Origin of the sequence: Skermania sp. ID1734 (assembly GCF_007489285.1) — a bacterium.
In the GTDB taxonomy this organism is placed as follows: domain Bacteria; phylum Actinomycetota; class Actinomycetes; order Mycobacteriales; family Mycobacteriaceae; genus ID1734.
Map to the genome: position 1 here is coordinate 149,029 of NZ_VLIY01000006.1, position 25,191 is coordinate 174,219.

Here is a 25,191-nt window from a genome sequence, read left to right on the forward strand (position 1 = left end):
GGGCCGTGCGACCATCGACACCGTGTCCGATGGCTCCGCTCAATTGCATCTGGTGCTCGGTGAAGAGGAATTTCTCGCCGAGCGCGCGGTCGCTGCCGTAGTCGCAGCGGTTAGGGCGGGGTCGTCCGCACCCGATGATCTGCCGGTCACACGCTTGCGCGCCGGCGACGCCAGCGCCTCGGAATTGGCCGAACTGCTAAGCCCGTCGTTGTTTGCCGAGGATCGCGTCGTGGTGCTCGAGGCAGCGGCCGAGGCGGGCAAGGACGCCGTCGCTCTGATCGAATCGGCGGCCGCCTCGCCTCCGGACGGTGTCGTGCTGGTGGTGCTGCACACCGGTGGCGGCCGAGCCAAGGCGCTGGCGGGTTCATTGCAGAAACTCGGCGCGCAGGTGCATGACTGCGCCAAGATCAGCAAGGCGAGTGAGCGGGTCGATTTTGTTCGCGCGGAGTTCCGTGCGGCCGGGGTGCGGGTGTCTGTCGACGTTGTGCAGGCAGTTCTGGAGGCCGTCGGTTCGGACCTGCGGGAGTTGGCGGCCGCGTGTTCGCAGTTGGCCGCCGACACCGGCGGCAAGGTCGATGTTGCCTCGGTACACCGGTACTACTCAGGCAAGGCGGAGGTTTCCGGTTTCGATGTGGCCGAGTTGGCCGTCGTCGGAGACCACAGTGCAGCGCTGGAGGCGTTGCGCTGGGCGCAATTGCGCGGCGTGCCGCCGGTGCTGCTCGCCGATGCGCTGGCGGATTCCGTGCACACCATCGCGCGGGTGGGGTCGGCCGGCCGTGGTGACCCCTTCCGGCTCGCGAGCCGGCTCGGGATGCCCCCGTGGAAGGTAAAGAAGGCGCAGGCCCAGATGTCAGGCTGGACGCCCGACTCGATCGGCCAGGCTATGCAGGTGGTCGCTGAACTGAACGCCGACGTCAAAGGTGTGGCGGCCGACGCCGACTATGCGGTGGAACGCGCGGTGCGCGGCGTCGTCGGATTGCACGGTCGGCATAAGCGCTGAAACGCAAAGACCGCCGCAGCCAAACGGTTAGCTGCGGCGGTATTCAACCGCGTGGAGAACTAGGGGCGATCAGCCCAGCTTGTTGAACGCCAGCGCCAGCGCCGACTTCTTGTTGGCGGCCTGGTTCTTGTGGATGACGCCCTTGCTGGCGGCCTTGTCCAGCTTGCGGCTGGCGGCGAGCAGGGCGGTGTTGGCCTTGTCCTTGTCACCAGCAGCGGCGGCCTCACGGAACGAACGAATCGCGGTGCGCAGCGCCGACTTGACCGACTGGTTGCGCTGGCGAGCGATCTCGTTGGTCCGGTTCCGCTTCACCTGGGACTTGATGTTGGCCACGCGTAATTCCTCTACAACAAATTGCTGGTGGTGGACCGCACTCGGCGCGTGTGGCGCGCACTCGCGTGTCCGTTGGGCAAAAGCTTGGGCGTGCACTCCACGCCGACGGTCGAGAATACCAGGATCGTCATTCCCGACTCAAACCGTCGCCGGCGTCGACCGGTGAACCAGCCGTCACCGCCAGCGGTACTCGTGGATGAGCCTGGCCGCTACCTGGTCGAAGACCTTGCGTTCCAGGATGGCCCCCTCCCGGCGGATGCCGGCCTCGGGCACATCGAGGACGCGGTCCAGTCGCACCCAGCTCGGGCGACTCTCCGAATCCCAGGTTCCGGCGCCGATTCCGATCCAATTGTTGTCGCGCGCGCGCTTCGAGTTCGACGACAGCATCAGTCCCAGCAGCGTCTTGCCGTCCCGTCCGACCACCAGCACCGGACGGTCTTTGCCCCGCGAGGGATCCTCCTCGTAGGTCACCCAGGTCCAGACGACCTCACCGGGATCGGCGCGACCGTCCAGGTTCGGCGCGTACACCAGCCGGCGGGCGCGCTGCGCCGTCGGCACGGCCGTGGAGGCGATGGGTCGACCGGGAATGATCGGTTGTCGAGGGGCCAGCACCGACGATGCCCGCGGAATGAGGTTCTTCGGGATCAGGTTCTTGGGATGAAGGCTCTTGGGCAGCAAGCCCGATCGCTGCAACGACTGGGTCAGGGTCGGCGCCTCGCCGCGAACCAGCCGGGGCGCTTGCTCCTTGGCGATGAGTCCGAGCGTGACTCCGATCTGCTTGCCAAGCGTGCTCCATCGTGGCGCCATGGATGTCAGCTTAAGCGCGCAACCGGCGCAGTCGTCGGGAGGTTCAGGTGGTCTGTGCGGGCGGTGGCGCGATTCACGGTCGGCGAGCGGGCGAAAGTAGACTGAGCCGTTGCGCCCAACCCATCGGTCTTCGCCTAGGAGCCACTCATTACCAGCTTTGCCGATACGACGTTCACTGATCCTGCGCGGATCCGGAACTTCTGCATCATCGCCCACATCGACCACGGCAAGTCCACCTTGGCCGACCGGATGTTGCAGCTCACCGGCGTGGTCGAGGAACGGCAGATGCGGGCCCAGTACCTCGACCGGATGGACATCGAGCGCGAGCGCGGCATCACCATCAAGGCGCAAAACGTCCGCTTGCCGTGGACGGTCGACGGTGTGCAGTACGTCATGCACCTCATCGACACGCCAGGTCACGTCGACTTCACCTATGAGGTTTCCCGCGCTCTGGAAGCCTGCGAGGGCGCGGTGCTGTTGGTCGACGCCGCACAGGGCATCGAGGCGCAGACGCTGGCCAACCTGTATTTGGCGCTGGAAAACGATCTGACGATCATCCCGGTGCTGAACAAGATCGACCTGCCGGCCGCCGACCCAGACCGCTACGCCGCCGAAATCGCCCACATCATCGGCTGCGAACCCACTGACGTACTCAGAGTTTCCGGAAAGACCGGCGAGGGCGTCGCGGAACTGCTCGATCACGTCATCGCCGAGATTCCCGCGCCCGTCGGAGATCCCGATGCACCCGCGCGCGCAATGATTTTCGACTCGGTCTACGACACGTACCGGGGCGTGGTCACCTACGTCAGGGTCGTGGACGGCAAGATCGTGCCGCGCGAGAAGATTCAGATGATGTCCACCGGCGCGACGCACGAGCTGCTCGAGGTCGGCATCGTCTCGCCCGAACCGAAGGCCACCGGAGGCCTCGGCGTCGGCGAGGTCGGCTACCTGATCACCGGCGTGAAGGATGTGCGTCAGTCCAAGGTCGGCGACACTGTCACCAGCGCCCGCCACGGGGCCAAGGAGGCGCTGACCGGCTACCGCGAGCCGCGGCCGATGGTGTATTCCGGCCTGTATCCGGTGGACGGTTCCGACTATCCCGATCTGCGCGATGCGCTGGAGAAGCTGCAGCTCAACGACGCGGCGCTGACTTACCAGCCGGAGACCTCGGTCGCGCTCGGGTTCGGGTTCCGCTGCGGCTTCCTCGGTCTGCTGCACATGGAAATCACGCGTGAACGGCTGCAGCGCGAGTTCGGCCTCGACCTCATCTCCACCGCACCGAACGTCGTGTACCGCGTCGAAATGGAAGACGGCACCGAGCACGTCGTCACCAACCCGTCGTACTGGCCCGAGGGCAAGGTGCGTCGCGTTCTCGAGCCGGTGGTGAAGTGCACGATCATCACGCCGAGCGAATTCATCGGCTCCATCATGGAGCTGTGCCAGTCCCGGCGCGGCGACCTCGGTGGCATGGACTATCTGTCCGAAACCCGGGTCGAGCTGCGCTACACCATGCCCATGGCCGAGATCATCTTCGACTTTTTCGACTCGCTGAAGTCGCGCACCCGCGGCTATGCCAGCCTCGACTACGAAGAGTCGGGCGAACAGGAGTCGCAGTTGGTCAAGGTGGACATTCTGCTGCAGGGCGAGGCGGTGGACGCGTTCTCGGCGATCGTGCACCGCGACGGCGCGCAGGCGTACGGCCACAAAATGACCACCAAGCTGCGTGAACTGATACCGCGTCAGCAGTTCGAAGTGCCCATCCAGGCGGCGATCGGATCCAAGATCATCGCCCGCGAGAACATCCGTGCCATCCGCAAGGACGTGCTCGCCAAGTGCTACGGCGGCGACATCAGCCGCAAGCGCAAGCTCTTGGAGAAGCAGAAGGAAGGCAAGAAGCGGATGAAGACCATCGGTCGCGTCGAAGTGCCGCAGGAGGCGTTCGTGGCCGCGCTGTCTTCGGATGCGCAAGCCGACAAACCGAAGAAGTAGCAGTCAGCTAGCACAATCTTTGCTGTGATCATGAGCAAAACTGCAGATCCGTCAGGACTGCGAGCACGATTTGCTCATGATCACCGGCGAACGGGACAGGGAGGCGCAGCATGATCGAAACCTGGTTGACCCGAACCTTGGGCATCGACCTGCCCATTCTCGGTGCGCCCATGGGCGGGCGCGCCGGTGGTGAACTGGCCGGCGCCGTCAGTCGGGCGGGCGGACTGGGCATGCTCGGTGCGGCCCGCTACACCACGCCGGAATGGATCGCTGCAGAGTCGGCCGTCGTGCGCGATACCGGCCTCCCATTCGGTGTCGGGCTGATGACCTGGTCGCTCGGAGAAAGCGCGCAACACGCGGCGTTACTCGACGCGGCCATCGAGGCAAAGCCGGCCTTGATCTCGCTGTCCTTCGGCGACCCGGCGCCCTATGTCGAAAAAATCCATGCCGCAGGCGTTCCGGTGCTCTCGCAGATCAACACGATCGAGGACTTGCGCATCGTCGAGGCCGCGGGTGTGGACGCTGTCGCCGCCCAGGGCACCGAGGCGGGCGGGCACACCGGCAGGATCGGCACGTTGCCGCTGCTGCAGGAAGTCCTCGAGGCGACGAACCTGCCCGTGCTCGCCGCTGGTGGCATTGGGACCGGGCGCGGACTGGCCGCAGTTATCGCGGCCGGCGCCGAAGGCGCGATCGTCGGAACCGCGCTGTTGGCGAGTCCGGAAACCACCGGGCCCGACTATGCCCGCGACCGGCTGATCGCCGCTGGTAGCGCCGATACCGTCTACACATCGGTGTTCGATCAGGCCCGAAATCAGCCGTGGCCGACACGCTGGGGAGGACGCGCCCTGACCAACGCGTTCACGAGGAAATACCACAATAGTGACGCCGGTCACGCTATGTTGTCAGGTGCGTACGACCCCGCAGATCCTGATCTCGGAGTCGTATATGCCGGTGAGGCAGCCGGATTGGTAACCGAGTCGCTTCCCGCGGCGCAGGTTGTTGAGCGGATGGCCGCACAGGCTGAAGTGTTACTTCGACGATTTCGATGAGGAGCGCTGACACGTGGTGACGCAACCGGGGTCCTCAGCCGGCCGATTGAAGCGCTTGACCAACGCCGCCATCAACGCAGATAGCGCGATGATGCGCATGGACGGCCTGGCCGCCGACGCCACGCTGCTCGTCGAAGACCTCTCCGACCTCGTCCAAGGACTCGAGCCCGCGGTCGAGCGACTCGATGAAGTGCTGGTCGACATCCGCGTGGAGTTCGCCGCCATTCGCCGGTCCCGCGAAAACGTCGACGTGATGCTCGCGCGGGTTTCCACGATCATCGATCTAGTCGAGTGGGCTCTCGCGCCGGCGTTCGCCGCCAAGGACACGGCCGAGCGGCTCGCCTCGGTGGTGGCCAAGCTGCGCAGGACGCTGAAGTGTCAGGTACGCAAGCAGCCCGCCGTGAAAGTGGCGCCGGTGCCGGCCGTGCAGTTGACGCCGATGCCGCTAGCGGGATAGTGGGTTAACGCGAGTGGGCGGGCTTGAACCGCCCGGCGCGTGCCTCCTCCTCCGCACGAATCACGTGCACCACGGCATTGATCAGCGCCAGGTGCGTGAACGCCTGCGGAAAATTGCCCAGATGCCGACCGGTCTTGGTGTCGATCTCCTCGGCGTAGAGCTTCAGCGGACTGGCGTAGCCCAGTAACCGCTCGCACAGCCGCTTGGCGCGACCGAGTTCGCCGATCTCGACCAGCGCCGACACCAGCCAGAACGAGCAGATGGTGAAGGTCCCTTCTTCCCCGGACAGGCCGTCGTCGGTGGTTTCGGTGCGGTAGCGCAGGACCAGCCCGTCTTCGGTGAGTTCGTCGGCGATCGCGAGCACGGTGTTGCGGACGCGCTCGTCGTCCGGCGGTAGGAACCGCAGCAGCGGAACGAGCAGCAGCGCGGCATCGAGCGTGTGGCCGCCATAGGTCTGGGTGAACACGCCGCGCTCATCCACACCGTTGGTGAGGATGTCCTCCTTGATCTCGTCGGCGATCCGCGCCCATCGCTGGGCATAGCTGTCTTCCCCGTGCAGAACGGCGAGCTTGACCCCGCGGTCGAGTGCCACCCAGCACATCACCTTCGAGGACGCGAAGTGCTGCGGCTCACCGCGCACTTCCCAGATGCCACGGTCGGGTTTGCGCCAATTCTTGATCGCGGTCTCCACCTGGCGTTCCAGCAGCGGCCACAGCGTCTCGGGAACCTGTTCGCGAGACCGCACGTGCAGATACACCGAGTCGAGCATGGTGCCCCAGATGTCGTGCTGTTCCTGGTTGTAGGCGCCGTTGCCGATGCGGACCGGCCGCGCACCGTCGTATCCGGACAAATTGTCCAACTCGAATTCTTCCAGCGTGCGCTCACCGCCGACCCCGTACATGACCTGCAGCGGGTGCGGTTCGCCGCCGTTGCTGGCCTGGCACACATCGGCGATGAAGGCGAAGAAGTCGTTGGCCTCCCGATCCAGCCCGAGCGTGTAAAGGCCCCACAGGGCAAATGTCGAATCCCGGACCCAGGCGTAGCGGTAGTCCCAATTTCGTTCGCCACCAGGAGTTTCCGGAAACGACGTGGTCGGCGCCGCCAACAGCGCGCCGGTCGGGGCATAGGTGAGCCCCTTCAGCGTCAAGGCGCTGCGCTGGATGTAACCGCGCCACGGATGATCGGGAAAGCGCCCGATAGTGACCCATTGCCGCCAGCACTCGGCGGTCTGCCACATCTTCTGCGACGCTTCGGCAAAGGTCTGCGGTGCGGGCAGTTCCGACCAGGACAGCGCGACGAAAACGTTGTCACCCTCGACCATGCGCCGTCGTGCGCGCGCCTCTCGGCCCTCGAGCCCGAGCCGTAGGTCGGTGGTCAACTTGAGTTCGGGGTGAACGCCGGGGCCCACACAGCGAGCGGTCGCGGTGGCCTCCTCGTACACCTTGCCGGTGTATTCCCACTTGGCCGGCGCCCGGTGGTAATCGAAAGCGGGCTCGCAGCTCAACTCCAACTCGACGACGCCGCTGACGCATTTCACTGTGCGCAGCAGGATGTGTTCGGCATCCCAGTCCTGTGGGGTGCGGCGGTGCGTTTTCGAGCGTTCGTCCACGTTGTGCCAGGGGCCGAGCACCATGGCATCGCGGATGATCAACCAGCCGGTCTCGGTCTGCCAGGTCGTCTCCACGATCAGCCCGCCCGGCAGGTAGCGACGGGCTGCGGGCACGTTTTGCCCGTACGGACCTACTCGGAAGTGGCCGGCACTGCGGTCCAGGGCCGCGCCGAAAACGCTGGGGGAGTCCGGTCGTGGGACACACATCCACTCCACGGCGCCACTGCGCGCGATCAGGCAGGTGTTTTCGCAGTCGGAGAGGAAGGCATAGTCGTCGATAGGCGGGAAGCTGCTGCGGCGCGCGTCGAGAAGAGACTCCTCAGCGTGCTTCGCTGCCTTTGCCTCTTTGCGCGCCTTTTTCGGCGCCGGGGACTTCGATGATGAGTCCGATGCGCCGACGCCGGAGACACCCGTGGACTGTTCGTCGACTCGATCCATGCCCTCATCATCGACCCAAATCGGGCGCGGCACGCGCTGAATTGCCGAGGCGGGCGAAGGATCAGTGGGCTGCGAACAGCGGCTAGGCTTGTCTGGTGCATGCGCTGGCGAACTGGTGGGACGGCATCGAGTTGTGGGTGGCCGGGTTGGCCTTCATCCCGCAGTTCGTTGTGGTCCTGGCGGTGACGGTTCCGTTGGCATTCGGGTTGGCCTGGTTGCTGGACCGCGGCCTGGCCATCACCTTGCATCTGCTCGGACGCGACCGCCGGACCGGCGCTGGAGAAGCGACGCCGGACGTCGAAACGGGCGGCGTGACGTAATGCCGCGTTCGCGTGTCACGTTGGCGCTGTGTGCGCTGCTGATTTTGATAGTGCTGGCCTGGCTGCTGACGCACTGATCACCGCTTGCGGGACGGCTTGACCCCGGCGCTGTCTGCTAAAGTCGCCGACGTGTCCATAGCCACCGTCCGGTCCGTCCGCCACTGTCTGGCGTTGATTGCCGTCGGTTTCCTCGCTGTGGCCGACGTCGACTGTCGCTGATCTTCCTTTGATACCGCTCGTCCTTGCGGTTCATCTCCGCCTGTGCGGTTCCAGATAACACGGGTAGTTCGATTCGCCAGAAAGGTCCCCTCTGTCATGCGTCACCGGTCTCGAATGCTCGCCGCGGTGGCCGCCGCAGCGGTGTTGACCTTGAGCGGCTGCGGTGGCGGTTCGAGCGATGTGGTCGGCGGCGACAGCGCCGCGAACGGGTCCGGGGGAACGCTGCACCTGTTCGCCTACGCAGTGCCGAAACCTGGCTTCGACAAAGTGATTCCCGCGTTTGCGCAGACACCGGCCGGCAAGGACGTGCTCATCCAGCCCTCCTACGGCCCGTCGGGCGATCAGTCCCGGAAAGTCAAAGACGGTGCTCCCGCCGACGTGGTGAACTTCTCGACGGAACCGGATATCACCAGACTGGTGGACGCGGGTCTGGTCGATCCAACCTGGAACCAGGACGCCAACCACGGCGTGCCGTTCGGCTCGGTCGTCACGATCGTGGTGCGCAAGGGCAATCCGAAGCACATCACGAGCTGGGACGACCTGCTGCGGCCAGGCATCGAAGTGGTGACGCCGAATCCGTTCAGCTCTGGCTCGGCAAAGTGGAACCTGTTGGCGCCGTATGCGGCAAAGAGCGACGGTGGCAAGAATCCACAGGCGGGCCTGGACTATTTGACCAAGCTGATCGATGACCACGTAAAGGTGCAGCCGAAGTCCGGCCGGGAAGCGACCGAAACCTTCTTGCAGGGAACCGGTGACGCGCTACTGAGCTACGAGAACGAGGCGATCTTCTCCGAGCGCAATGGCGACCAGGTGGAACACATCGTGCCCGCGCAGACCTTCAAGATCGAGAATCCGGTGGCGGTGATCACGTCGAGCAGCAAGATCGCCAAGGCGAAGGCATTCCGCGACTTCTTGTTTACCCCGCAGGCGCAGAAGTTGTGGGCCGAGGCTGGCTTCCGACCGGCTGATCCCGGCGTTGCCGAGCAGTTTGCCGGCCAGTTTCCACAGCCGCAGAAGCTCTGGACGATCGCCGACCTGGGCGGCTGGGACACCGTCGACAAGGATCTGTTCGCGCAGGGCAGCGGGTCCATCGCCGTCATCTACGACAAAGCAACGCGATGACGACGCTTCTTGCCAAACGCCGCGCGCTGTTCCAGTTTTCCGGTGCCGTGGGGCCGTTCGGGGTTTCGACGGCGGTGCTGTGGCTGAGCGTGATCGTGCTGCTGCCGTTGGCTGCGCTGACCTACAACGCCTTTGGCGGGGGTATTGGCCAATTCTGGGATGCGGTCACCGCTCCGGTCGCGTTGGCCTCATTGAAGGTCACTATCTGGGTATCGGTGATTGTGGCGGTGATCAACGCGGTGATGGGCACCCTGGTGGCCTGGGTACTGGTGCGGGACAACTTTCCCGGCAAGGCAATCGTCAACGCGCTCATCGACCTTCCGTTTGCCCTGCCCACGATCGTGGCCAGCATCGTGCTGCTGTCGCTGTATGGCCCGGACAGTCCGGTGAACATCCATCTCAACGCCACCCAGCCCGGTTTGGTTGTGGCCCTTGCCTTTGTGACGCTGCCGTTCGTGGTCCGGTCCGTGCAGCCGGTGCTCATCGAGGCAGACCGCGACGTCGAGCAGGCCGCGGCATCCCTCGGTGCTGACAACTGGGTCATCTTTTCCAAGATTGTGCTGCCGACGTTGGCTCCGGCAATTCTCAGCGGTGCCGGGTTGGCATTCGCGCGGGCGATCGGCGAATACGGTTCGATCGTATTGATCGGTGGCAACATTCCGCGGGTGACGCAGATGACGTCGCAGTACATCCAGCAGCAGATCGAGATCGATCGGCCCGCCAACGCCGCCGCGGTGTCGGTGGCGTTGCTGGCCATCGCTTTTGTGACGCTGTTGGTGCTGCGGGTCGTCGCGCAGCGGAACCTCCGTAAGGAGCAGCAGGCGCCATGAGGACGTCACCGTTGGCTCGCCTTGGATTGCGTTCGGTTGCCTTGCTGTACCTGTTCGTGTTGTTGGTACTGCCGATCGCGCTGATTCTCTGGCGCAGTTTCGGCAAGGGCATCGGCGCGTTCGTCGATTCGATCACTACACCGGCGGCCATTGCCGCACTGGATCTTTCACTGTTGATCGTGGCGATCGTGGTGCCGGTCAACGTGGTGTTCGGCATCGTGACTGCGCTTGCCCTGGCACGCGGCCGGTTCCCCGGTCGTAGCCTGCTGCAGGGGATCGTCGATCTGCCGTTCGCGGTCTCGCCCATCGTCGTTGGTGTTTCGCTGATCCTGCTGTGGGGTTCGGACGGCTGGTTCGGGGGTATCGAACATTTCGGCATCAAGGTCATCTTCGGCCTGACCGGCATGGTCATCGCGACGATCTTCGTGACATTGCCGTTCGTGGTGCGTGAGGTCGAGCCGGTGCTGCACGAGATCGGCGACGACCAGGAACAGGCCGCCGCGACATTGGGCGCGTCGAGCTGGCAAACGTTTTGGCGGATTACACTGCCGTCGATTCGCTGGGGACTCACCTATGGCGTCGTGCTGACGGTCGCGCGTGCGCTCGGCGAGTTCGGTGCCGTGATCATGGTGTCATCCGGGTTTCCGGGGGTGTCGCAGACGCTGACCCTGCTGGTGCACGCACGGTATATCGATGACCACAACACCTTTGGGGCCTATTGCGCCGCGACGCTGTTGATGGGGGTCGCGCTGGTGACGCTGCTCGTGATGACGGCGCTGGACCGGAAGAGGGTGGCGAAGAAGTGATCTCTCAAGAGCGGGGAGGCGAGCCATGATCGCGCGAAGGCGAGCGCCCGTGAGGATCGCAGCGCAGCGAGGACCGGAGCGGGCGGGAGGCGAGCCATGATTACCGTCGTTGACGCGCACAAGAACTACGGCGACTTCGCGGCGCTGGACGACGTGTCCCTCGACATCCCGTCCGGCGCGCTCACCGCGCTGCTGGGACCGTCGGGCTCGGGCAAGTCGACGCTGCTGCGGTCGATTGCGGGCCTGGAAACCTTGGATTCGGGCTCGATTCGGATCGCCGGGCGGGACGTCACCGGTGTCTCGCCGCAGAAACGCGACATCGGCTTCGTGTTTCAGCACTACGCCGCGTTCAAGCACATGACGGTCCGTGACAACGTGGCGTTCGGGCTGAAAATTCGCAAGCGGCCCAAGACCGAAATCGCCCGCCGGGTGGACGAATTGCTCGGCATCGTTGGCCTCGACGGCTTTCAGCATCGTTATCCCGCGCAGCTGTCGGGTGGTCAGCGCCAGCGCATGGCACTGGCGCGCGCCTTGGCCGTCGATCCCAAGGTGCTGTTGCTCGACGAGCCGTTCGGTGCGCTCGACGCCAAGGTTCGCGCCGACCTGCGCAAGTGGCTGCGTCGGCTGCACGACGAGGTGCACGTCACCACCGTGCTGGTCACCCACGACCAGGAGGAGGCGCTCGACATTGCCGATCGGATTGCGGTGATGAACCGCGGTCGAATCGAGCAGGTGGGTTCACCGCAGGAGCTTTACGACAAGCCCGCCAACCGGTTTGTCATGTCCTTCCTCGGCGATGTGGCCAAGCTGAACGGTCAACTGGTGCGCCCGCACGACATTCGCGTGGGCCGTGACCCCATGATGGCCATCTCGCAAGCGGAGGGAACCGCGGAGACGGCCGGGGTGACCAGGGCCGTCGTCGAACGTGTGGTCCGGTTGGGCTTCGAGGTGCGTGTCGAGATGCGCAACGCCGCGACCGGCGACGGCTTCACCGCGCAGGTGACCCGCGGTGACAGCGAGGCGCTGCAATTGAAGGCGGGGGAGACGGTGTATGTGCGGGCGACCCGGGTGCCGCAGATTCCAGGCGAGTAGCTAGCGGCGCGCCCGGGTACCGGCTCAGGCGACCACCCGCGCCGCAGCGCCGCCGGAATGCATGGCCGCGCGAGCCGCATCGAACCGGTCGAGTGCGACCTCGACGAGCCCGCGATGCGCTCCGATCGTCGCCGCGTGCGCCAAACCCGGCGTCGCCGCGAACAGACGGTCGGTCAACAGGCCCGGCGCAAGAAACCACGGCGCCACCACGATTCGGCCGGCGCCCGACGCGCGCAATTCGGCCACGGCTTGCTCGACGGCCGGCTCGGTCGCGGTGACGAAGCAACTACCCACCCGCCACCGAGTTCCCGAGCATACTTGGGCAGCAACCGCTTTGGTTCGTTCGTTCGCAGCCGTCGACGATGACCCGACTCCAGCGAGGGCGATGCCGATGCTCGGGTCGTCGACGGTGACGTCGGTGTCCAGAATCCGTTCCCGCACAGCGGCAGCCAGTCGGGCATCCGTGCCGAGCACCTCAGCTTGGATCAGCGTTAACTCGGGATGACGCAGGCACGCAAGGGCGAGCATGGCCGGCAAGTCAACGCGGGCATGGAAGGCGTTGCCGAGCAGCAGCGGTACGACGACAGCCTCCCGGTAGCCTTGTGCAGCAACCGAATCGATCACTTGGCTGACCGAGGGAGCGTTGAGATCCAGAAACGACAGGCGCACATCGAGCCCCGGCCGCGCTAGGCGCAACTCCGAAACCATCGCCGCGACTGTCGCTGCCGAGCGGGGATCGCGGCTCCCGTGCGCAACCGCAATGAGTGCGGTCACGACACCGGGGCGGTGCCGACCTCGACGGCGCTCAGCACGTCGCCGACCAGACCGGCCGCCAACGTGTTGCCACCTGCCGGATCGATCAGCAAGAAACTGCCGGTGTGCCGGTTCACCGCGTAGTCGTCGGCGACGATGGGCTCCGCGACCCGAACCGAGATCCGGCCGAGATCGTTGAGCTCCAACGACTCCGGTCCCGGAACGGAGGCCAAGTTCTGTTCGTCGAAGCGTTCCACCAGTGCGCCCACGATGGCCTGCGTCGTGCGGGTTCCGTGCTTGAGCAGCAACCGGGCACCGGGACGCAACGGCTTCTCGGCGAGCCAGCAGACTGTCGCCTCGAACTCCGAAATCGGCTCGGGGGCATCGGCGGCCGCTGCGATGGTGTCGCCGCGGGAGATGTCGAGGTCGTCTTCGAGGATCAGCGTCACGCTGCGACCGGTTTGGGCTTGTTCCAGTTCGCCGTCGGCCGTGTCGATTCGGCGAACCGAGGTCCGAACACCCGACGGCAGCACCACCACTTCGTCGCCCGGCGCCACCGACCCGGCCGCGACCTGCCCTGCATAACCGCGGTAGTCGGGGTAATCGGCCGTGCGCGGACGAATCACGTACTGGACGGGGAAGCGCAGTCCGATGGAGTGCCGGCCGCGGGTGTCAGCGTCGACGGGCACCGACTCGAGGTGCTCGATGAGCGAGGGACCGTCGTAGTACGGAGTGTTGTCGGATCGGCTGGCCACGTTGTCGCCGTACTTGGCCGAGACCGGGATTTCCAGCACGTCCTCGCTCGACCAGCCAAGTGCCGTGGTCAGGGTGTTGAACTCGGCGGAGATTTCCGCGAAAACCGCTGCCGGGTCGCCCGGTGCACCCCCCGCCGCTTCGCTCACCCCGATCAAGTCGATCTTGTTGACCGCCAGCACCAGTTTCGGCACACCGAGCAACGCCAACACGGCCGCGTGCCGACGCGTCTGCTCCACAACGCCCTTGCGCGCGTCGACCAGCAGGATCACCAGCTGAGCGGTGGACGCGCCGCTGACGGTGTTGCGGGTGTACTGCACGTGCCCGGGGGTGTCGGCCAGCACGAAAGACCGCTTGGGCGTGGCGAAATAGCGGTAGGCCACGTCGATGGTGATGCCCTGTTCCCGCTCTGCGCGCAGGCCGTCGACGAGCAGCGACAGGTCCGGGGTGGCCAAACCCCTGTCGACCGACGCGCGGGTGACGGCGTCGATCTGGTCGGCCAGCACCGACTTGGTGTCGTACAGCAACCGCCCGACCAGCGTCGACTTGCCGTCGTCGACCGATCCGGCGGTTGCCAGCCTCAGTAAGTCACTCATGCTCAGAAATAACCTTCACGCTTGCGGTCTTCCATGGCGGCCTCGGAAACGCGGTCATCACCGCGCGTCGCGCCGCGCTCGGTCAGTCGGGAGGCGGCGACTTCGGCCAGGATGGCCTCGTTGTCGGCGGCCTCGGAAAGCACTGCGCCGGTGGTGGATCCGTCACCCACCGTGCGGTAACGCACGGACCGGCTCTCCAGCACCTCACCGTCGCGCGGCCCGCCCCAGGAGCCCGGCGTCATCCACATGCCGTCGCGTTGGTAGACCTTGCGCTCGTGCGCGTAATAGATGCTGGCCAGCGCGACATCCTCGCGGGCGATGTAGCGCCATACGTCGAGTTCGGTCCAGTTACTCAGCGGAAACACCCGGACGTGCTCGCCCGGTGCGTGCCGACCGTTGTACAGGTTCCACAGCTCGGGCCGTTGCCGCTTCGGGTCCCACTGCCCAAAAGCGTTGCGGAGGGAGAAAATTCGCTCCTTGGCCCGCGAGCGCTCCTCGTCGCGCCGGCCGCCACCGAACACCGCGTCGAAGCGATTCTCGGTGATGGCGTCGAGCAGCGGAATGGTCTGCAACGGGTTGCGGATTCCGTCAGGGCGTTCGGTGAGCCGACCGTCGGCGAGGTAGTCCTCCACCTTGGCGACGTGCAACCGCAGGCCGTAGCGGGACACCACCTCGTCGCGGAACGACAGCACCTCGTCGAAATTGTGCCCGGTATCTACGTGCAGCAGCGAAAATGGCAGCGGCGCAGGCCAAAACGCTTTGATGGCCAGATGCAGCAGCACGGTGGAGTCCTTGCCGCCGGAGAACAGGATCACCGGCCGCTCGAACTCCCCGGCGACCTCGCGGAAGATGTGAATTGCCTCGGACTCCAGCGCTGCGAGGGTGTCGAACGTTTCCAACTTCGAAACTGTCAGCGTCGATGCGGTCATGATGCGTGCAACCCACATTCGGTCTTGGCAAAGCCGGCCCAGCGGCCGCTTCGCGGATCGGATCCCGGTTCCGGCTTACGGGTGCAGGGCGCGCACCCGATCGACGGATAGCCCTCCTCGACAAGGGGATTGACGAGAATGCCGTGCTCGGTGATGTAATTCTCCATGTCGTCGTCCGACCAAGCCGCGATCGGGTTGATCTTCACCAACCCGAAGGACTCGTCGAACGAAATCAGCGGCGCGTTGGCACGCGTCGGCGATTCGACGCGACGGATACCCGTCACCCAGGCGCGGTAGTTCTGCAAAGTGTTGCGCAGCGGAACCACCTTGCGTAGCCGGCAGCACTCGTTCGGATCACGAGCGAACAGGTCCTTGCCGAGGAGTCTGTTCTGCTCGTCGACGGTGTGCTCCGGGCGCGCGTTGACCACATTGACGCCGTAGACGGCCTCGACCGCGTCACGGGTGCCGATCGTCTCGGCGAAGTGGTAACCCGTGTCGAGAAACAGAACGTCCACACCGGGGCGCACCTGCGCGGCAAGGTGAACCAGGACGGCGTCCTGCATGTTCGAGGCCACGATGTAGCCGGATCGGTCTCCAGCGGATGGCCCACCGAACGTGTCCTCGGTCCACTGCAACAGTTCCTGCGCCGAGGCATCTTTCAACTCGGCTGCGGCGGTTTCCGCCAGAGTTTTCAAATCGCTCATTTGTGTTTTCGGCTCTTCGCTGACGCTCATCGCAAGTCCGCCTCGTCTGCCCGCACAACCCACTCCGCGAAGCGTTCGCCCTCGTTCTTGTGCTTGATGAAGTTGCGCACCAACCGCTCGATGTAGTCGGTCACCTCGTGGCCATAAACCTTGTGCTGGCGCAGCTTTCGGCCGAACCCGATGTCCCAGCCGAGCGATCCGCCAAGATGCACCTGGAAGCCCTCGACGTGGCCGCCCTCGCCGTCGTCGATGAGCTGGCCCTTGAAGCCGATGTCGGCGACCTGGGTGCGGGCGCACGAGTTCGGGCAACCGTTGATGTTCACGGTGATCGGCACGTCGAGCTGCATGTTGAGCTCCTCCAGCCGCTGCTCCAGCTCCGGAACCAAAGCCTGTGAACGGCTGCGTGTCTCGGTGAACGACAGCTTGCAGAACTCCAGCCCGGTGCAGGCGATCAGGTTGCGGCGCCACCGCGACGGCCGCGACGTCAGCCCGACGGCCTCCAAATCGCGGTCGAGTTGCTCGATACGGTCTGTCGCGACATTGACCACCACCAGTTTCTGGTACGGCGTCAGCCGGACCGACTCGCTGCCGGCCCGCTCCATCGCGTCGGCCAGCGCGTCGAGGATCGTTCCCGACACGCGACCCGAAACAGCCGAGAAGCCAACGGCATTCAAGCCGTTCTTGAGCTTGGTAATGCCGACGTGGTCGAGCGGATGCTTTGGCGGTACGGGCGCCGGACCGTCGATGAGCTTGCGCTTCAAGTATTCGGTTTCGAGAACTTCCCGAAACTTCTCTACACCCCAGTCCTTGATGAGAAACTTCAGCCGGGCCTTGGACCGCAGCCGACGGTAACCGTAGTCGCGGAAGATGCCGACGACGCCGGCCCACACCTCGGGCACCTCGTCGAGAGGCACCCACACGCCAAGTCGTTGCGCGAGCATGGGATTGGTCGAGAGGCCGCCGCCGACCCACAGGTCGAGCCCCGGTCCGTGCTCCGGGTGCACCACGCCGACAAACGAGACGTCGTTGATTTCGTGGACCACGTCCTGCAGCCCTGAAACCGCGGTCTTGAATTTACGCGGCAGGTTGGCAAAGGCCGGGTCGCCGATGTAGCGGCGCTTGATTTCGGCGAGTGCGGGGGAGGCGTCGAGCACCTCGTCGACGGCCAACCCGGCCAGCGGCGAACCGAGCATGCCGCGTGGGCAGTCGCCGCACGCCTCGGTGGTCTGCAACCCAACCGCGTCGAGGCGCCGCCAGATTTCGGGCACGTTCTCGATCTCCACCCAGTGCAGCTGGATGTTCTGCCGATCGGAGATGTCGGCGGTGTCGCGCGCGAACTCCTTCGAGATCCCGGCGATGGTGCGCACCTGGTCGACATTCAGTTTTCCGCCATCGGTGCGGATGCGCATCATGAAGTACGGCGCTTCCAGCACGTCGATGTTGTCGTCGCCGGTCCAGGTGCCGTCATACCCCTGGGCGCGCTGGGTGTAGAGGCCCATCCAGCGGAATCGTCCGCGCAGGTCCGACTTGTCGATTCCGTCGAACCCGGTCTGGGCGTAAATGTCGAGAATTCGCTTGCGGACGTTGAGCGGGTGGTCGTCCTTCTTGGATTGCTCGTTCGGGTTCAGCGGCTCCCGGTAGCCGAGCGCCCACTGTCCCTCGCCGCGGCGCTTGGCCGGGCGGGCGGTGCGCTCCCGCGGGGCGACAGTCGCGTCCCGTTGGGCTTTGGTGGCGTGCGCCGCACGCACGCGCGCCGACTGTTCGCGATGTGGGCGTTCGGCGCGCGCTGTGGCGGGGCCGGCGTCGGTGTTCGACGTCATGCAGGTCGCTCCTGAAGATCGATAGCAGCTGATAGCGGCGACGCAAGGGGTTGACTCGCGTCAGTTGCACCGCAACCAGCGGAATATGGCGAAATAGATGGCAGCTGGTTTACCGGGCGAGGCTCGGAAGACAACAGCAGCTACACACTCGCTTGAGATCAACGTGGCGACGTGCCACCAACCGCACATCTGTGGCACCCAGCGGCATCGCGGGCAGGCGGCGCAGTGCGGTCATGCGGGACATTCTGCCATGTCACACGGGGTTGTTGCCGCCGCGCAGCATATTTCCCCAATTTTTCGGGGAAATACCCCTGGTGACGGGTGACTGTGATGTTGGACACCGTCGATCGAGCGCATAGTTTTCGGCGTCGTTAGCCGCAGATTTGCGACGAAAACTATGCATTCGACGGTTTGAAGTTATCCACAGGCAGCGGCATTTGCCCAGGTCGACCCGAAAGCACCGGGCTGAGCGCAGTGCAGGGTAATTGGCATGCGACCCAATTTGGCGGCATTGGCGACAGCCCAGTGGGGTGTGTTCACTTTTCAGCAGGCCAGGGCCTCCTACACAGACGGCGAGATTCGGACGCTGATCCGGCGCGGCGACTGGGTGAGAGTCTTCCGCGGTGTCTACCGCCAATCTGCGACAACACCCGATGTCCGGCTGATGCTGACCGCGGCGTCTCTCACGCTCGGCGCGCCGGTCGCGGCATGCCACGACACCGCTGCACAACTGCACGGCTTTGGTGTGCTGGACTCCCCGAAGCTGCATGTTGTTGACCCCGGCTGCCCGAATGTCGCGACCCGAGTTGGTTGTTCACCGCGAGAAGACCAGCGGACTGGTTCGCGTCGGCGGCGTCCTCACGACGTCCGCGGCACGGACCGCGATAGACCTCGCGCGCAACTACAACCGACTGGACGCGCTCGCGTTGCTCGACCGATGCCTGCAGCGCGGACTGGACAAGCGGGTGCTTTACGACGAACTCGACCGCCAGACGGGCAAACGCGGCTACCGCCAGGCGTCGGAGTTGCTCGGCTATGCCGACGTGCGCGCCGAGTCGCCAATGGAGTCGCGAACGCGGATGCGGTGCATCCATGCCGGTCTGCCGATGCCGACTCCGCAGGTGGTGGTGTGGTGTGGTGGAGTTGCGCGTCGCCTCGATCTCGGGTGGGAGGAATGGCTGATCGGACTCGACTTCGAAAGCGCGCAGTTCCACAGTGGCGCGGACGCGGCGACCAGGGATAATCCGCGGCACAACGCGCTTGTGCTGGCGGGTTGGCAGATGTACTACGCGACCGCCGGGTCGGTTTACCGGAATCCCGAACAGTTCATCGGTCCGATTCGGGCCGCCATAGAGCTGGCTCGCCGTCGATCGAGCGCATAGTTCTCGGCGTCGTTAGCCGCGGATTCGCGCCGAAAACTATGCGTTCAAAACGTCGACTGGTTATCGGTGGACACCTCGAACCCGTGCCCACTCTGCTCGCACCGCACACCCGCGGGCGTCGATGTGCACGTTGTGCCACGGGCGGTGATGGATTGGCCGTAGGCCAGCACCCGACCGCCGTTTGCGCCGACGAACACGCTGTGACTCAGGCAGACCAAATGTGCGCGCACGCCGCTGATTACTGCCGCGACCTGCTCTTTGGCCCCTGCCCCGCAATTGGCTGTGCCGCCAGGAACTACATCGACATGGTCGAGTTGGCAGCCCGTCCGGTACTCCCCGTTGGCCAAGATTCCGCACTTGATGTTGCCGGTCGGTGACTTGAAGAAGTAGGACGAGCCCTGCTGGTATTCGCGCGGGTCGACGGTGGTCGGTTCGGCGGCGCTGGTCGCTGTCGGACTCGTCGACGTCGACGGCGGGGCAGTCGTCGTGGACTCCGTTGTTGAGGGGGTGGTCGTCGGGGTCGTCGTCGGCGTGACCGATGGCGTCACGACGGTAACCGGGACCGACGCCGGCTCGGGACTCCCGTTGATGGTTTCGCTCGAACAACCTGCGACGAGCACGAGCGCGACGATGACGCCCGCGGACTTCAGGCTCCGACGTTTCCGCAAACAAGCCTCCCGGCGCTCGGTTGTGTCTACGAGCGTCGCAAATCGAGACGGCCGAACCACTTGCCGTTATGAAGCTGTTACGCATCCCGATGGATCCCACAGGCCTGACGAGGCACCTCGCATCGAATAACGGACACTGGAGTCGTGACCGTATCCGCCCTACCAGCCTCGGGACTGCACCTCGGGCCGGAGCCGCTCAGCGGGCTCGGCAACCGGGCGTTCGGCGTGTACATCCATGTGCCGTTCTGCGCGACCCGCTGCGGATACTGCGACTTCAACACCTATACGGCAGGCGAACTCGGCACGAGTGCCTCGCCGGATTCCTGGTTCGCTGCGCTGCGCGGCGAGTTGGAGCAGGCGGTGACGGTGCTCGGCACATCGGTGCCCGCCGACACCGTGTTCGTGGGCGGCGGCACTCCTTCGCTGCTCGGCGCCCGCAGGCTCGGTGAGGTCCTCGAGGTGGTTCGCGACACCTTCGGTCTCCAGGCCGACGCGGAGGTGACCACCGAATCGAATCCGGAGTCGACGTCGCCGCAATTTTTCGCCGACCTTCGGGCGGCCGGGTACACGCGGGTGTCACTGGGCATGCAGTCCGCCGCCGCACACGTCCTGCGTGTGCTCGACCGCACCCACACGCCCGGACGCGCCGCCGCTGCAGCTCGCGAGGCACAGGAAGCGGGATTCGAGCATGTCAACCTCGACCTCATCTACGGCACACCGGGCGAGCGGCGTGAGGACCTGGCTCACTCGCTGGATGCGGTGCTCGATCCCGGTGTCGATCACGTCTCCGCCTATGCCCTGATCGTCGAAGACGGCACGGCTCTGGCCCGCAAGGTGCGCCGCGGCGAACTACCGGCGCCCGATGACGACGTGCTCGCCGACCGATACCAGCAGGTCGATGAAGCGTTGTCGGCCGCAGGTCTGCGCTGGTACGAGGTATCCAACTGGGCATCCTCGGACGCCGGCCGGTGCCGGCACAACCTCGGCTACTGGCTCGACGGCGACTGGTGGGGTGCCGGGCCCGGCGCGCACAGCCACGTCGGCGGCATCCGCTGGTGGAACGTGAAGCATCCCGCGCGCTACGCCGAACAGGTCGGCGCCGGCCGCCTGCCGGTCGCCGGTTCGGAAACGCTCACTGCTGCCCAACGGCACCTCGAGCACGTCATGCTGACAGTGCGGCTGCGGTCCGGATTGCCGATAGCCGAACTCAATGCCACGGAGACCGCCGCCGCCGACGCATTGGTTGCCGATGGTCTGCTGCGATCGGAACCGGGCCGGCTCGTACTCACCGACCGCGGACGACTGCTCGCCGACGCGGTCGTACGAGCGATCCTTTAATCCAGTTCCAGCACCCGCGCGTGTAGCACCACCCGGTTGCGCAACGCGGCGCGCACGGCCCGGTGCAGTCCGTCTTCGAGATAGATCGTCCCGTGCCAGCGGACCGCGTGCGGAAACAGATCTCCGTAGAACGTGGAGTCCTCGGACAGCAGTCGGTCGAGCGCGAGCACCTTCGTGGTGGTGACGATCTCGTCGAGGCGCACCTGGCGCGGCGGAATCTTGGACCAGTCGCGAATCGACAAGCCGTGGTCCGGGTAGGGCTTGCCCTCCATCACGCCTTTAAAGATCATGACGCTCGACACTCTTTACCCACACATGGCGGGATCGTACGCCGGGGGAGCGTGAACTGCCGATTAGACTGAATATTTGCAAGCACAGCAGTAAATGCGGCCGGTCAGGGAGGTGAAGTTGTTGTCCAGCACTGATGAACGGCGCTTCGAAGTTCTCCGTGCGATCGTCGCCGACTATGTCGCCACCAAGGAGCCGGTCGGGTCGAAAGTGCTCGTCGAGCGCCACAACCTCGGCGTCTCGAGTGCCACGGTCCGCAACGACATGGCCGTGCTCGAGGCTGAGGGGTACATCACCCAACCGCACACGAGTTCGGGCCGGGTGCCCACCGACAAGGGCTACCGGCAGTTCGTGGATCGCATTGCCGACGTCAAGCCACTCTCGGCGGCCGAGCGTCGCGCGATTCTCGAGTTTCTGGAATCGGGCGTGGACCTCGATGACATCCTGCGTCGCGGCGTGCGCCTGCTCGCCCAGCTGACCCGGCAGGTCGCGATCGTGCAGTACCCGACGCTGTCGGCGTCCTCGGTTCGCCACCTCGAGGTCGTCGCCTTGACCCCGGCCCGGCTGCTGCTGGTCTTGATCACCGACACCGGTCGCGTCGATCAGCGCATCGTCGAACTCGGCGACGTCCTCGACGACGAGGGCCTGTCCGACCTGCGCGTACTGCTCGGGGCCGCACTCGAAGGAAAGCGGTTGGCAGCGGCGTCGATCGCGGTAAGCGAGCTGGCCGAAAACGCGCCGACCCGCATTCGAGACGCCGTCGTGCGGGCCGCTACCGTGCTGGTCGAGACGCTCGTCGAGCACCCGGAAGAACGACTGGTGCTCGGCGGCACCGCCAACCTCACCCGTAACGCGGCCGACTTTGCTGGGCTTTCCGGATCACTGCGTTCGGTCCTTGAGGCGCTCGAGGAGCAGGTGGTCATTCTCAAGTTGCTGGCGGCGGCGCAGCAGCCGGGGATGGTCACCGTGCGCATCGGCGAGGAGACCCAGATCGAGCAGATGCGCGGGGCGTCGATGGTGTCCACCGGATACGGCGCGCAAGGCACCGTGCTCGGCGGTATGGGAGTCTTGGGACCGACACGGATGGACTATCCCGGAACAATTGCCTCGGTAGCCGCGGTTGCCAGGTACATCGGTGAGGTACTCGCTGAGCGGTGACACCGCTGGGATTTCAGGTATTTCAAAAAGGCTTGGACTGAGCTTCGTCAAGTGGCTCCTGCAAGTGTGAAGGTAGAGAGACGACAGTGGCACGCGACTATTACGGAACGCTCGGCGTCGAGCGCAACGCCTCCGATCAGGAGATCAAGCGGGCGTACCGCAAGCTGGCTCGAGAGTTCCACCCGGATGTGAACCCCGACGAGGCGGCACAGGCGAGGTTCAAGGAAATCTCGGCCGCCTACGAGGTGTTGTCCGATCCGGAGAAGCGGCGCATCGTCGACCTCGGTGGCGATCCCTTGGAGTCGGGTCCGGGTGCCGGGTTCAGCGGCGCTGGCTTCGGCGGGCTCGGTGACGTGTTCGAGGCGTTCTTCGGCGGTGCCTCGGCTGCGGGCGGGCGGCGGGGTCCGCGCGGCCGGGTGCAGCCGGGTTCGGACTCCCTGCTGCGCACCAAACTGACGCTCGAAGAATGCGCGACAGGGGTGGCCAAACACATCACGGTCGATACCGCGATCCTCTGCGATCTGTGCGGCGGCAAGGGCACGAACGGCAATTCCAAACCGGTGCGCTGCGACACCTGCCACGGCATGGGCGAGATCCAGACGGTGCAGCGCTCGTTCCTCGGCCAGGTCATGACCTCGCGGCAGTGCCCCACCTGTCGCGGCCTCGGTGAAGTGATCCCCGATCCATGCCACAAGTGCGGTGGCGACGGACGGGTGCGGTCCCGCCGGGACATCACCGCCCGCATTCCCGCGGGCGTGGCCAACGGCATGCGCATTCGCCTGGCCGGCCAGGGCGAGGTCGGGCCCGGCGGTGGGCCGGCCGGCGACCTCTACATCGAGGTCGCCGAGCAGCAACACGAGACCTTCATGCGTGACGGCGACGACCTGCACTGCACCATCCGCATACCGATGGTCGATGCGGCGCTGGGCACCACGGTGGTGGTCGACGCAATCCTCGACGGGCCTACGGAGTTGACCATCGAGCCGGGCACCCAGCCCAATGCGGTCATACTGCTGGCCGGGCACGGCATGCCACGCCTACGGTCGGGCCAGCGTGGTGATTTGCACGCGCACCTCGAGGTGGTGGTGCCCACGAAGCTCGACCACAAACAGGCTGAACTGCTGCGCGAGTACAAGGGACTGCGACCCCGCGATCACGCCGAGGTCGTCTCGGTCGGCACCGCACATCAGGGCGGACTGTTCTCTCGCTTGCGCGCCTCGTTCAGTCGTTAACTCGGTGGCCGCCACGGTTTTCTACGTCGACACGGTGCCCGAGCCGGGTGCGGTCGCGGTGCTCGACGGCGCTGAGGGTCGGCACGCCGCGACGGTGCGCCGGATCCGGGCGGGGGAGCGGTTGGTGGTTTCCGACGGTGCTGGCGTGATGGCCAAAGCCACCGTCGTCGCCGCGGCCAAGGATCGGCTGGAGCTGTCGATCGGCACCAAATGGATTGCCCAGCAGCCTGTTCCGCGTGTCACTCTCGTTCAGGCGCTGCCCAAATCGGATCGTGCGGAACTGGCCGTCGAGCTCGCCACCGAGGCGGGCATCGACGTGATCGTGCCGTGGGCCGCGGCTCGCTGTGTATCTCGTTGGGACGGAACAAAAGCGGCCAAGGGCGTGGCGAAATGGTGCGCTGCCGCTCGGGCTGCCGCCCGCCAGTCGCGTCGGCCGTACGTCCCCGAAGTGACTGAGCTTGCCAGCACGGCAACGGTTCTGGAACTGGTCACGCAGTGCGTCGAGCGAGGGGGAATCGTGGTGGCGCTGCACGAGTCTGCCTCCCAGGCTTTTTCGGCGTTGCCGTTCGGTGATGCCGCAGAGGTGATGCTCGTCGTCGGTCCCGAAGGCGGACTCGATGATGGAGAGCTGACGCGGCTGCAATCGGTCGGTGCGCGCGTCGCCTTGCTGGGGCCGACGGTGCTGCGCACCTCCACTGCAGCGGCGGTGGCGTTAGGCGCTCTCGGGGCGCTGACTTCGCGCTGGTCGCTCGGTCCTGCGGCCACGCACGAGGACCCCTGAGACGAGTTCGGTCACAGTCGGGGCGATGCTCTCCAGATCCTCATCGTGCTCGACCGAGCGCACGATCAACTCCGCGATTCCGCCGACGACGGCGGTAGCGAGCGCGTCGGACGGGACGACTACCTGCCGATTGACCGTCTGCACGCGAGTTGCTATCTCCTGCAATTTCTTTGCGAGCCGGTCCTGAACTTCGCGGCGCGGCACCGACGCTGGCCCGTTGGCGTGCATGGCCACGAAGTGCGTGTAAGTCAGGTTGGGCTGGGCTGCCAGGGCATGCAGCAACGCGCGGGCGGACCGCTCGATCAACCCGGCCGGATCCGCGGATTCGTTGCTCGCGATCTCGATGGCCCCGAGCATCCGGGACCCGACTATTTCGTGGCAGGCCACCAGGCAGGCGTACTTGTCGCTGAACTGCTCGTAGAAGGTGCGCCGGGAGACGTGCGCACGGGCGACGATGTCGGCGATCGTGGTCGCGGCGTAGCCCTTTTCGGCAACGGTTGCGGCCAATGCCTCGACGAGTCGAAGCCGGACATCGCTATCGGTTCCGGTGGCGGTGTCGGAATCGGTGGCCGGCACGTCGGGTTCCGCGGCCGGGACGGTCATCGGCGCTTCCTCTCGTTAACTCCTCGGTACTTAACAGTACCGTAGGTTTACCTGCGCTAATGAGAGAACCGCCACATTGGCTTGGCAAGCGGTACCGCTGCGTACCATGATCTTA

Annotated in this window: 27 protein-coding genes and 1 pseudogene; 16 read left to right on the forward strand and 12 right to left on the reverse strand. The window is 65.4% G+C overall.

The window, feature by feature from the left end; translation table 11 throughout:
* Nucleotides 1-22: 22 nt before the first annotated feature.
* Nucleotides 23-1,000 carry a DNA polymerase III subunit delta gene (gene holA / locus FOS14_RS25170; protein ID WP_255450217.1) on the forward strand — a complete coding sequence of 326 codons (978 nt, stop codon included), beginning with the start codon at nt 23-25 and terminating at the stop codon, nt 998-1,000.
* Between the two features lie 69 nt (nt 1,001-1,069).
* Here the strand turns inward: holA and rpsT are convergent, their stop codons facing one another.
* Together rpsT and FOS14_RS09470 are read right to left on the reverse strand one after the other, a co-directional pair.
* A complete protein-coding gene (rpsT, locus tag FOS14_RS09465; protein ID WP_143770040.1) occupies nt 1,070-1,333 on the reverse strand; it encodes a 30S ribosomal protein S20 in 264 nt (87 codons plus the stop codon).
* A gap of 174 nt (nt 1,334-1,507) precedes the next feature.
* Nucleotides 1,508-2,140, reverse strand: a complete 633-nt coding sequence (locus tag FOS14_RS09470; protein ID WP_143770041.1) for a type II toxin-antitoxin system PemK/MazF family toxin — start codon at nt 2,138-2,140, stop codon at nt 1,508-1,510.
* Between the two features lie 147 nt (nt 2,141-2,287).
* On the opposite strand from FOS14_RS09470, the gene lepA reads away from it, so the two are divergent.
* From lepA to FOS14_RS09485, 3 genes are all read left to right on the forward strand, one after another.
* Nucleotides 2,288-4,129 (forward strand): translation elongation factor 4, encoded by a 1,842-nt coding sequence (lepA, locus tag FOS14_RS09475; protein WP_143770042.1) that lies wholly within the window; start codon nt 2,288-2,290, stop codon nt 4,127-4,129.
* A gap of 110 nt (nt 4,130-4,239) precedes the next feature.
* Nucleotides 4,240-5,178, forward strand: a complete 939-nt coding sequence (locus FOS14_RS09480) for a nitronate monooxygenase family protein (protein WP_143770043.1) — start codon at nt 4,240-4,242, stop codon at nt 5,176-5,178.
* 13 nt (nt 5,179-5,191) lie between these two features.
* On the forward strand, nt 5,192-5,635 hold the full coding sequence (locus FOS14_RS09485; protein WP_143770044.1) for a hypothetical protein: 444 nt from the start codon (nt 5,192-5,194) through the stop codon (nt 5,633-5,635).
* A 4-nt stretch (nt 5,636-5,639) separates the two neighbouring features.
* Here FOS14_RS09485 and FOS14_RS09490 read toward each other — a convergent pair whose 3' ends face one another.
* The gene (locus FOS14_RS09490; protein ID WP_143770045.1) at nt 5,640-7,682 is read right to left on the reverse strand and encodes a glycoside hydrolase family 15 protein; all 2,043 of its coding nucleotides are present in this window, start codon (nt 7,680-7,682) and stop codon (nt 5,640-5,642) included.
* 95 nt (nt 7,683-7,777) lie between these two features.
* On the opposite strand from FOS14_RS09490, the gene FOS14_RS09495 reads away from it, so the two are divergent.
* The 6 genes from FOS14_RS09495 to FOS14_RS09515 all read left to right on the forward strand — a co-directional run bounded on the left by FOS14_RS09495 (nt 7,778) and on the right by FOS14_RS09515 (nt 12,071).
* Nucleotides 7,778-8,002 (forward strand): hypothetical protein, encoded by a 225-nt coding sequence (locus tag FOS14_RS09495; protein WP_255450196.1) that lies wholly within the window; start codon nt 7,778-7,780, stop codon nt 8,000-8,002.
* A gap of 129 nt (nt 8,003-8,131) precedes the next feature.
* Nucleotides 8,132-8,221: an Ms4533A family Cys-rich leader peptide gene (locus FOS14_RS25465; protein ID WP_370512197.1), complete on the forward strand. Its 90-nt coding sequence runs from the start codon at nt 8,132-8,134 to the stop codon at nt 8,219-8,221.
* A 96-nt stretch (nt 8,222-8,317) separates the two neighbouring features.
* Nucleotides 8,318-9,343 carry a sulfate ABC transporter substrate-binding protein gene (locus FOS14_RS09500; RefSeq protein WP_143770046.1) on the forward strand — a complete coding sequence of 342 codons (1,026 nt, stop codon included), beginning with the start codon at nt 8,318-8,320 and terminating at the stop codon, nt 9,341-9,343.
* The gene (gene cysT / locus FOS14_RS09505; protein WP_143770047.1) at nt 9,340-10,173 is read left to right on the forward strand and encodes a sulfate ABC transporter permease subunit CysT; all 834 of its coding nucleotides are present in this window, start codon (nt 9,340-9,342) and stop codon (nt 10,171-10,173) included. Before FOS14_RS09500 ends, cysT begins: the two co-directional genes overlap by 4 nt.
* Entirely contained in the window at nt 10,170-10,979 is an 810-nt protein-coding gene (cysW, locus tag FOS14_RS09510) for a sulfate ABC transporter permease subunit CysW (protein ID WP_143770048.1), read from the forward strand. Before cysT ends, cysW begins: the two co-directional genes overlap by 4 nt.
* 96 nt (nt 10,980-11,075) lie before the next feature.
* Complete coding sequence (locus FOS14_RS09515) at nt 11,076-12,071, forward strand: sulfate/molybdate ABC transporter ATP-binding protein (protein ID WP_143770049.1); 996 nt, start codon at nt 11,076-11,078, stop codon at nt 12,069-12,071.
* Between the two features lie 24 nt (nt 12,072-12,095).
* Here the strand turns inward: FOS14_RS09515 and FOS14_RS09520 are convergent, their stop codons facing one another.
* From FOS14_RS09520 to FOS14_RS25470, 6 genes are all read right to left on the reverse strand, one after another.
* The gene (locus FOS14_RS09520; RefSeq protein WP_143770050.1) at nt 12,096-12,845 is read right to left on the reverse strand and encodes a sirohydrochlorin chelatase; all 750 of its coding nucleotides are present in this window, start codon (nt 12,843-12,845) and stop codon (nt 12,096-12,098) included.
* Nucleotides 12,842-14,173 carry a sulfate adenylyltransferase subunit 1 gene (locus tag FOS14_RS09525; protein WP_143770051.1) on the reverse strand — a complete coding sequence of 444 codons (1,332 nt, stop codon included), beginning with the start codon at nt 14,171-14,173 and terminating at the stop codon, nt 12,842-12,844. The genes FOS14_RS09520 and FOS14_RS09525 overlap by 4 nt, the downstream gene beginning before the upstream one ends.
* A gap of 2 nt (nt 14,174-14,175) precedes the next feature.
* Nucleotides 14,176-15,120 (reverse strand): sulfate adenylyltransferase subunit CysD, encoded by a 945-nt coding sequence (gene cysD, locus FOS14_RS09530; RefSeq protein ID WP_143770052.1) that lies wholly within the window; start codon nt 15,118-15,120, stop codon nt 14,176-14,178.
* Nucleotides 15,099-15,836, reverse strand: coding sequence for a phosphoadenylyl-sulfate reductase (locus FOS14_RS09535; protein WP_143770053.1), 738 nt, complete (start codon nt 15,834-15,836; stop codon nt 15,099-15,101). Before FOS14_RS09535 ends, cysD begins: the two co-directional genes overlap by 22 nt.
* Entirely contained in the window at nt 15,833-17,626 is a 1,794-nt protein-coding gene (locus FOS14_RS09540; RefSeq protein ID WP_143770054.1) for a nitrite/sulfite reductase, read from the reverse strand. Before FOS14_RS09540 ends, FOS14_RS09535 begins: the two co-directional genes overlap by 4 nt.
* A 109-nt stretch (nt 17,627-17,735) precedes the next feature.
* Nucleotides 17,736-17,870, reverse strand: coding sequence for an Ms4527A family Cys-rich leader peptide (locus FOS14_RS25470; protein ID WP_370512198.1), 135 nt, complete (start codon nt 17,868-17,870; stop codon nt 17,736-17,738).
* 246 nt (nt 17,871-18,116) lie between these two features.
* On the opposite strand from FOS14_RS25470, the pseudogene FOS14_RS25475 reads away from it, so the two are divergent.
* Both FOS14_RS25475 and FOS14_RS25175 read left to right on the forward strand, forming a co-directional pair.
* Nucleotides 18,117-18,248: pseudogene (locus FOS14_RS25475) on the forward strand (type IV toxin-antitoxin system AbiEi family antitoxin domain-containing protein); the annotation flags it as partial.
* Nucleotides 18,249-18,417: 169 nt separating this feature from the next.
* Nucleotides 18,418-19,008, forward strand: coding sequence for a hypothetical protein (locus FOS14_RS25175; RefSeq protein ID WP_185981702.1), 591 nt, complete (start codon nt 18,418-18,420; stop codon nt 19,006-19,008).
* A gap of 44 nt (nt 19,009-19,052) precedes the next feature.
* Here the strand turns inward: FOS14_RS25175 and FOS14_RS09550 are convergent, their stop codons facing one another.
* Nucleotides 19,053-19,676, reverse strand: coding sequence for a hypothetical protein (locus tag FOS14_RS09550; protein ID WP_143770056.1), 624 nt, complete (start codon nt 19,674-19,676; stop codon nt 19,053-19,055).
* A 144-nt stretch (nt 19,677-19,820) separates the two neighbouring features.
* Between FOS14_RS09550 and hemW the strand changes: the two genes are divergently transcribed.
* Nucleotides 19,821-21,014 carry a radical SAM family heme chaperone HemW gene (hemW, locus tag FOS14_RS09555; RefSeq protein WP_143770057.1) on the forward strand — a complete coding sequence of 398 codons (1,194 nt, stop codon included), beginning with the start codon at nt 19,821-19,823 and terminating at the stop codon, nt 21,012-21,014.
* Here hemW and FOS14_RS09560 read toward each other — a convergent pair.
* On the reverse strand, nt 21,011-21,304 hold the full coding sequence (locus FOS14_RS09560; protein ID WP_143770058.1) for a type II toxin-antitoxin system VapB family antitoxin: 294 nt from the start codon (nt 21,302-21,304) through the stop codon (nt 21,011-21,013). The genes hemW and FOS14_RS09560 overlap by 4 nt on opposite strands.
* A 121-nt stretch (nt 21,305-21,425) precedes the next feature.
* Between FOS14_RS09560 and hrcA the strand changes: the two genes are divergently transcribed.
* From hrcA to FOS14_RS09575, 3 genes are all read left to right on the forward strand, one after another.
* Nucleotides 21,426-22,460 carry a heat-inducible transcriptional repressor HrcA gene (gene hrcA / locus FOS14_RS09565; RefSeq protein WP_143770059.1) on the forward strand — a complete coding sequence of 345 codons (1,035 nt, stop codon included), beginning with the start codon at nt 21,426-21,428 and terminating at the stop codon, nt 22,458-22,460.
* 86 nt (nt 22,461-22,546) lie between these two features.
* Entirely contained in the window at nt 22,547-23,692 is a 1,146-nt protein-coding gene (dnaJ, locus tag FOS14_RS09570) for a molecular chaperone DnaJ (RefSeq protein WP_143770060.1), read from the forward strand.
* 4 nt (nt 23,693-23,696) lie between these two features.
* Complete coding sequence (locus tag FOS14_RS09575) at nt 23,697-24,473, forward strand: 16S rRNA (uracil(1498)-N(3))-methyltransferase (RefSeq protein ID WP_143770061.1); 777 nt, start codon at nt 23,697-23,699, stop codon at nt 24,471-24,473.
* On the opposite strand, the gene FOS14_RS09580 is transcribed toward FOS14_RS09575, so the two are convergent.
* The gene (locus FOS14_RS09580) at nt 24,405-25,076 is read right to left on the reverse strand and encodes a TetR/AcrR family transcriptional regulator (protein ID WP_143770062.1); all 672 of its coding nucleotides are present in this window, start codon (nt 25,074-25,076) and stop codon (nt 24,405-24,407) included. The two genes, FOS14_RS09575 and FOS14_RS09580, sit on opposite strands and share 69 nt — an antisense overlap.
* Nucleotides 25,077-25,191 lie beyond the last annotated feature (115 nt).

Excerpts from the sequence above, each read along its gene's own strand:
- FOS14_RS09470 (WP_143770041.1), bottom strand. The coding sequence starts at position 2,140 with ATGGCGCCACGATGGAGCACGCTTGGCAAGCAGATCGGAGTCACGCTC.
- FOS14_RS09480 (WP_143770043.1), top strand. The coding sequence starts at position 4,240 with ATGATCGAAACCTGGTTGACCCGAACCTTGGGCATCGACCTGCCCATT.
- FOS14_RS09490 (WP_143770045.1), bottom strand. The coding sequence starts at position 7,682 with ATGGATCGAGTCGACGAACAGTCCACGGGTGTCTCCGGCGTCGGCGCA.
- FOS14_RS09500 (WP_143770046.1), top strand. The coding sequence starts at position 8,318 with ATGCGTCACCGGTCTCGAATGCTCGCCGCGGTGGCCGCCGCAGCGGTG.
- cysT (WP_143770047.1), top strand. The coding sequence starts at position 9,340 with ATGACGACGCTTCTTGCCAAACGCCGCGCGCTGTTCCAGTTTTCCGGT.
- cysW (WP_143770048.1), top strand. The coding sequence starts at position 10,170 with ATGAGGACGTCACCGTTGGCTCGCCTTGGATTGCGTTCGGTTGCCTTG.
- FOS14_RS09515 (WP_143770049.1), top strand. The coding sequence starts at position 11,076 with ATGATTACCGTCGTTGACGCGCACAAGAACTACGGCGACTTCGCGGCG.
- FOS14_RS09525 (WP_143770051.1), bottom strand. The coding sequence starts at position 14,173 with ATGAGTGACTTACTGAGGCTGGCAACCGCCGGATCGGTCGACGACGGC.
- cysD (WP_143770052.1), bottom strand. The coding sequence starts at position 15,120 with ATGTGGGTTGCACGCATCATGACCGCATCGACGCTGACAGTTTCGAAG.
- FOS14_RS09535 (WP_143770053.1), bottom strand. The coding sequence starts at position 15,836 with ATGAGCGTCAGCGAAGAGCCGAAAACACAAATGAGCGATTTGAAAACT.
- FOS14_RS09540 (WP_143770054.1), bottom strand. The coding sequence starts at position 17,626 with ATGACGTCGAACACCGACGCCGGCCCCGCCACAGCGCGCGCCGAACGC.
- FOS14_RS25470 (WP_370512198.1), bottom strand. The coding sequence starts at position 17,870 with ATGTCCCGCATGACCGCACTGCGCCGCCTGCCCGCGATGCCGCTGGGT.
- FOS14_RS25175 (WP_185981702.1), top strand. The coding sequence starts at position 18,418 with ATGTCGCGACCCGAGTTGGTTGTTCACCGCGAGAAGACCAGCGGACTG.
- FOS14_RS09560 (WP_143770058.1), bottom strand. The coding sequence starts at position 21,304 with ATGATCTTTAAAGGCGTGATGGAGGGCAAGCCCTACCCGGACCACGGC.
- FOS14_RS09580 (WP_143770062.1), bottom strand. The coding sequence starts at position 25,076 with ATGACCGTCCCGGCCGCGGAACCCGACGTGCCGGCCACCGATTCCGAC.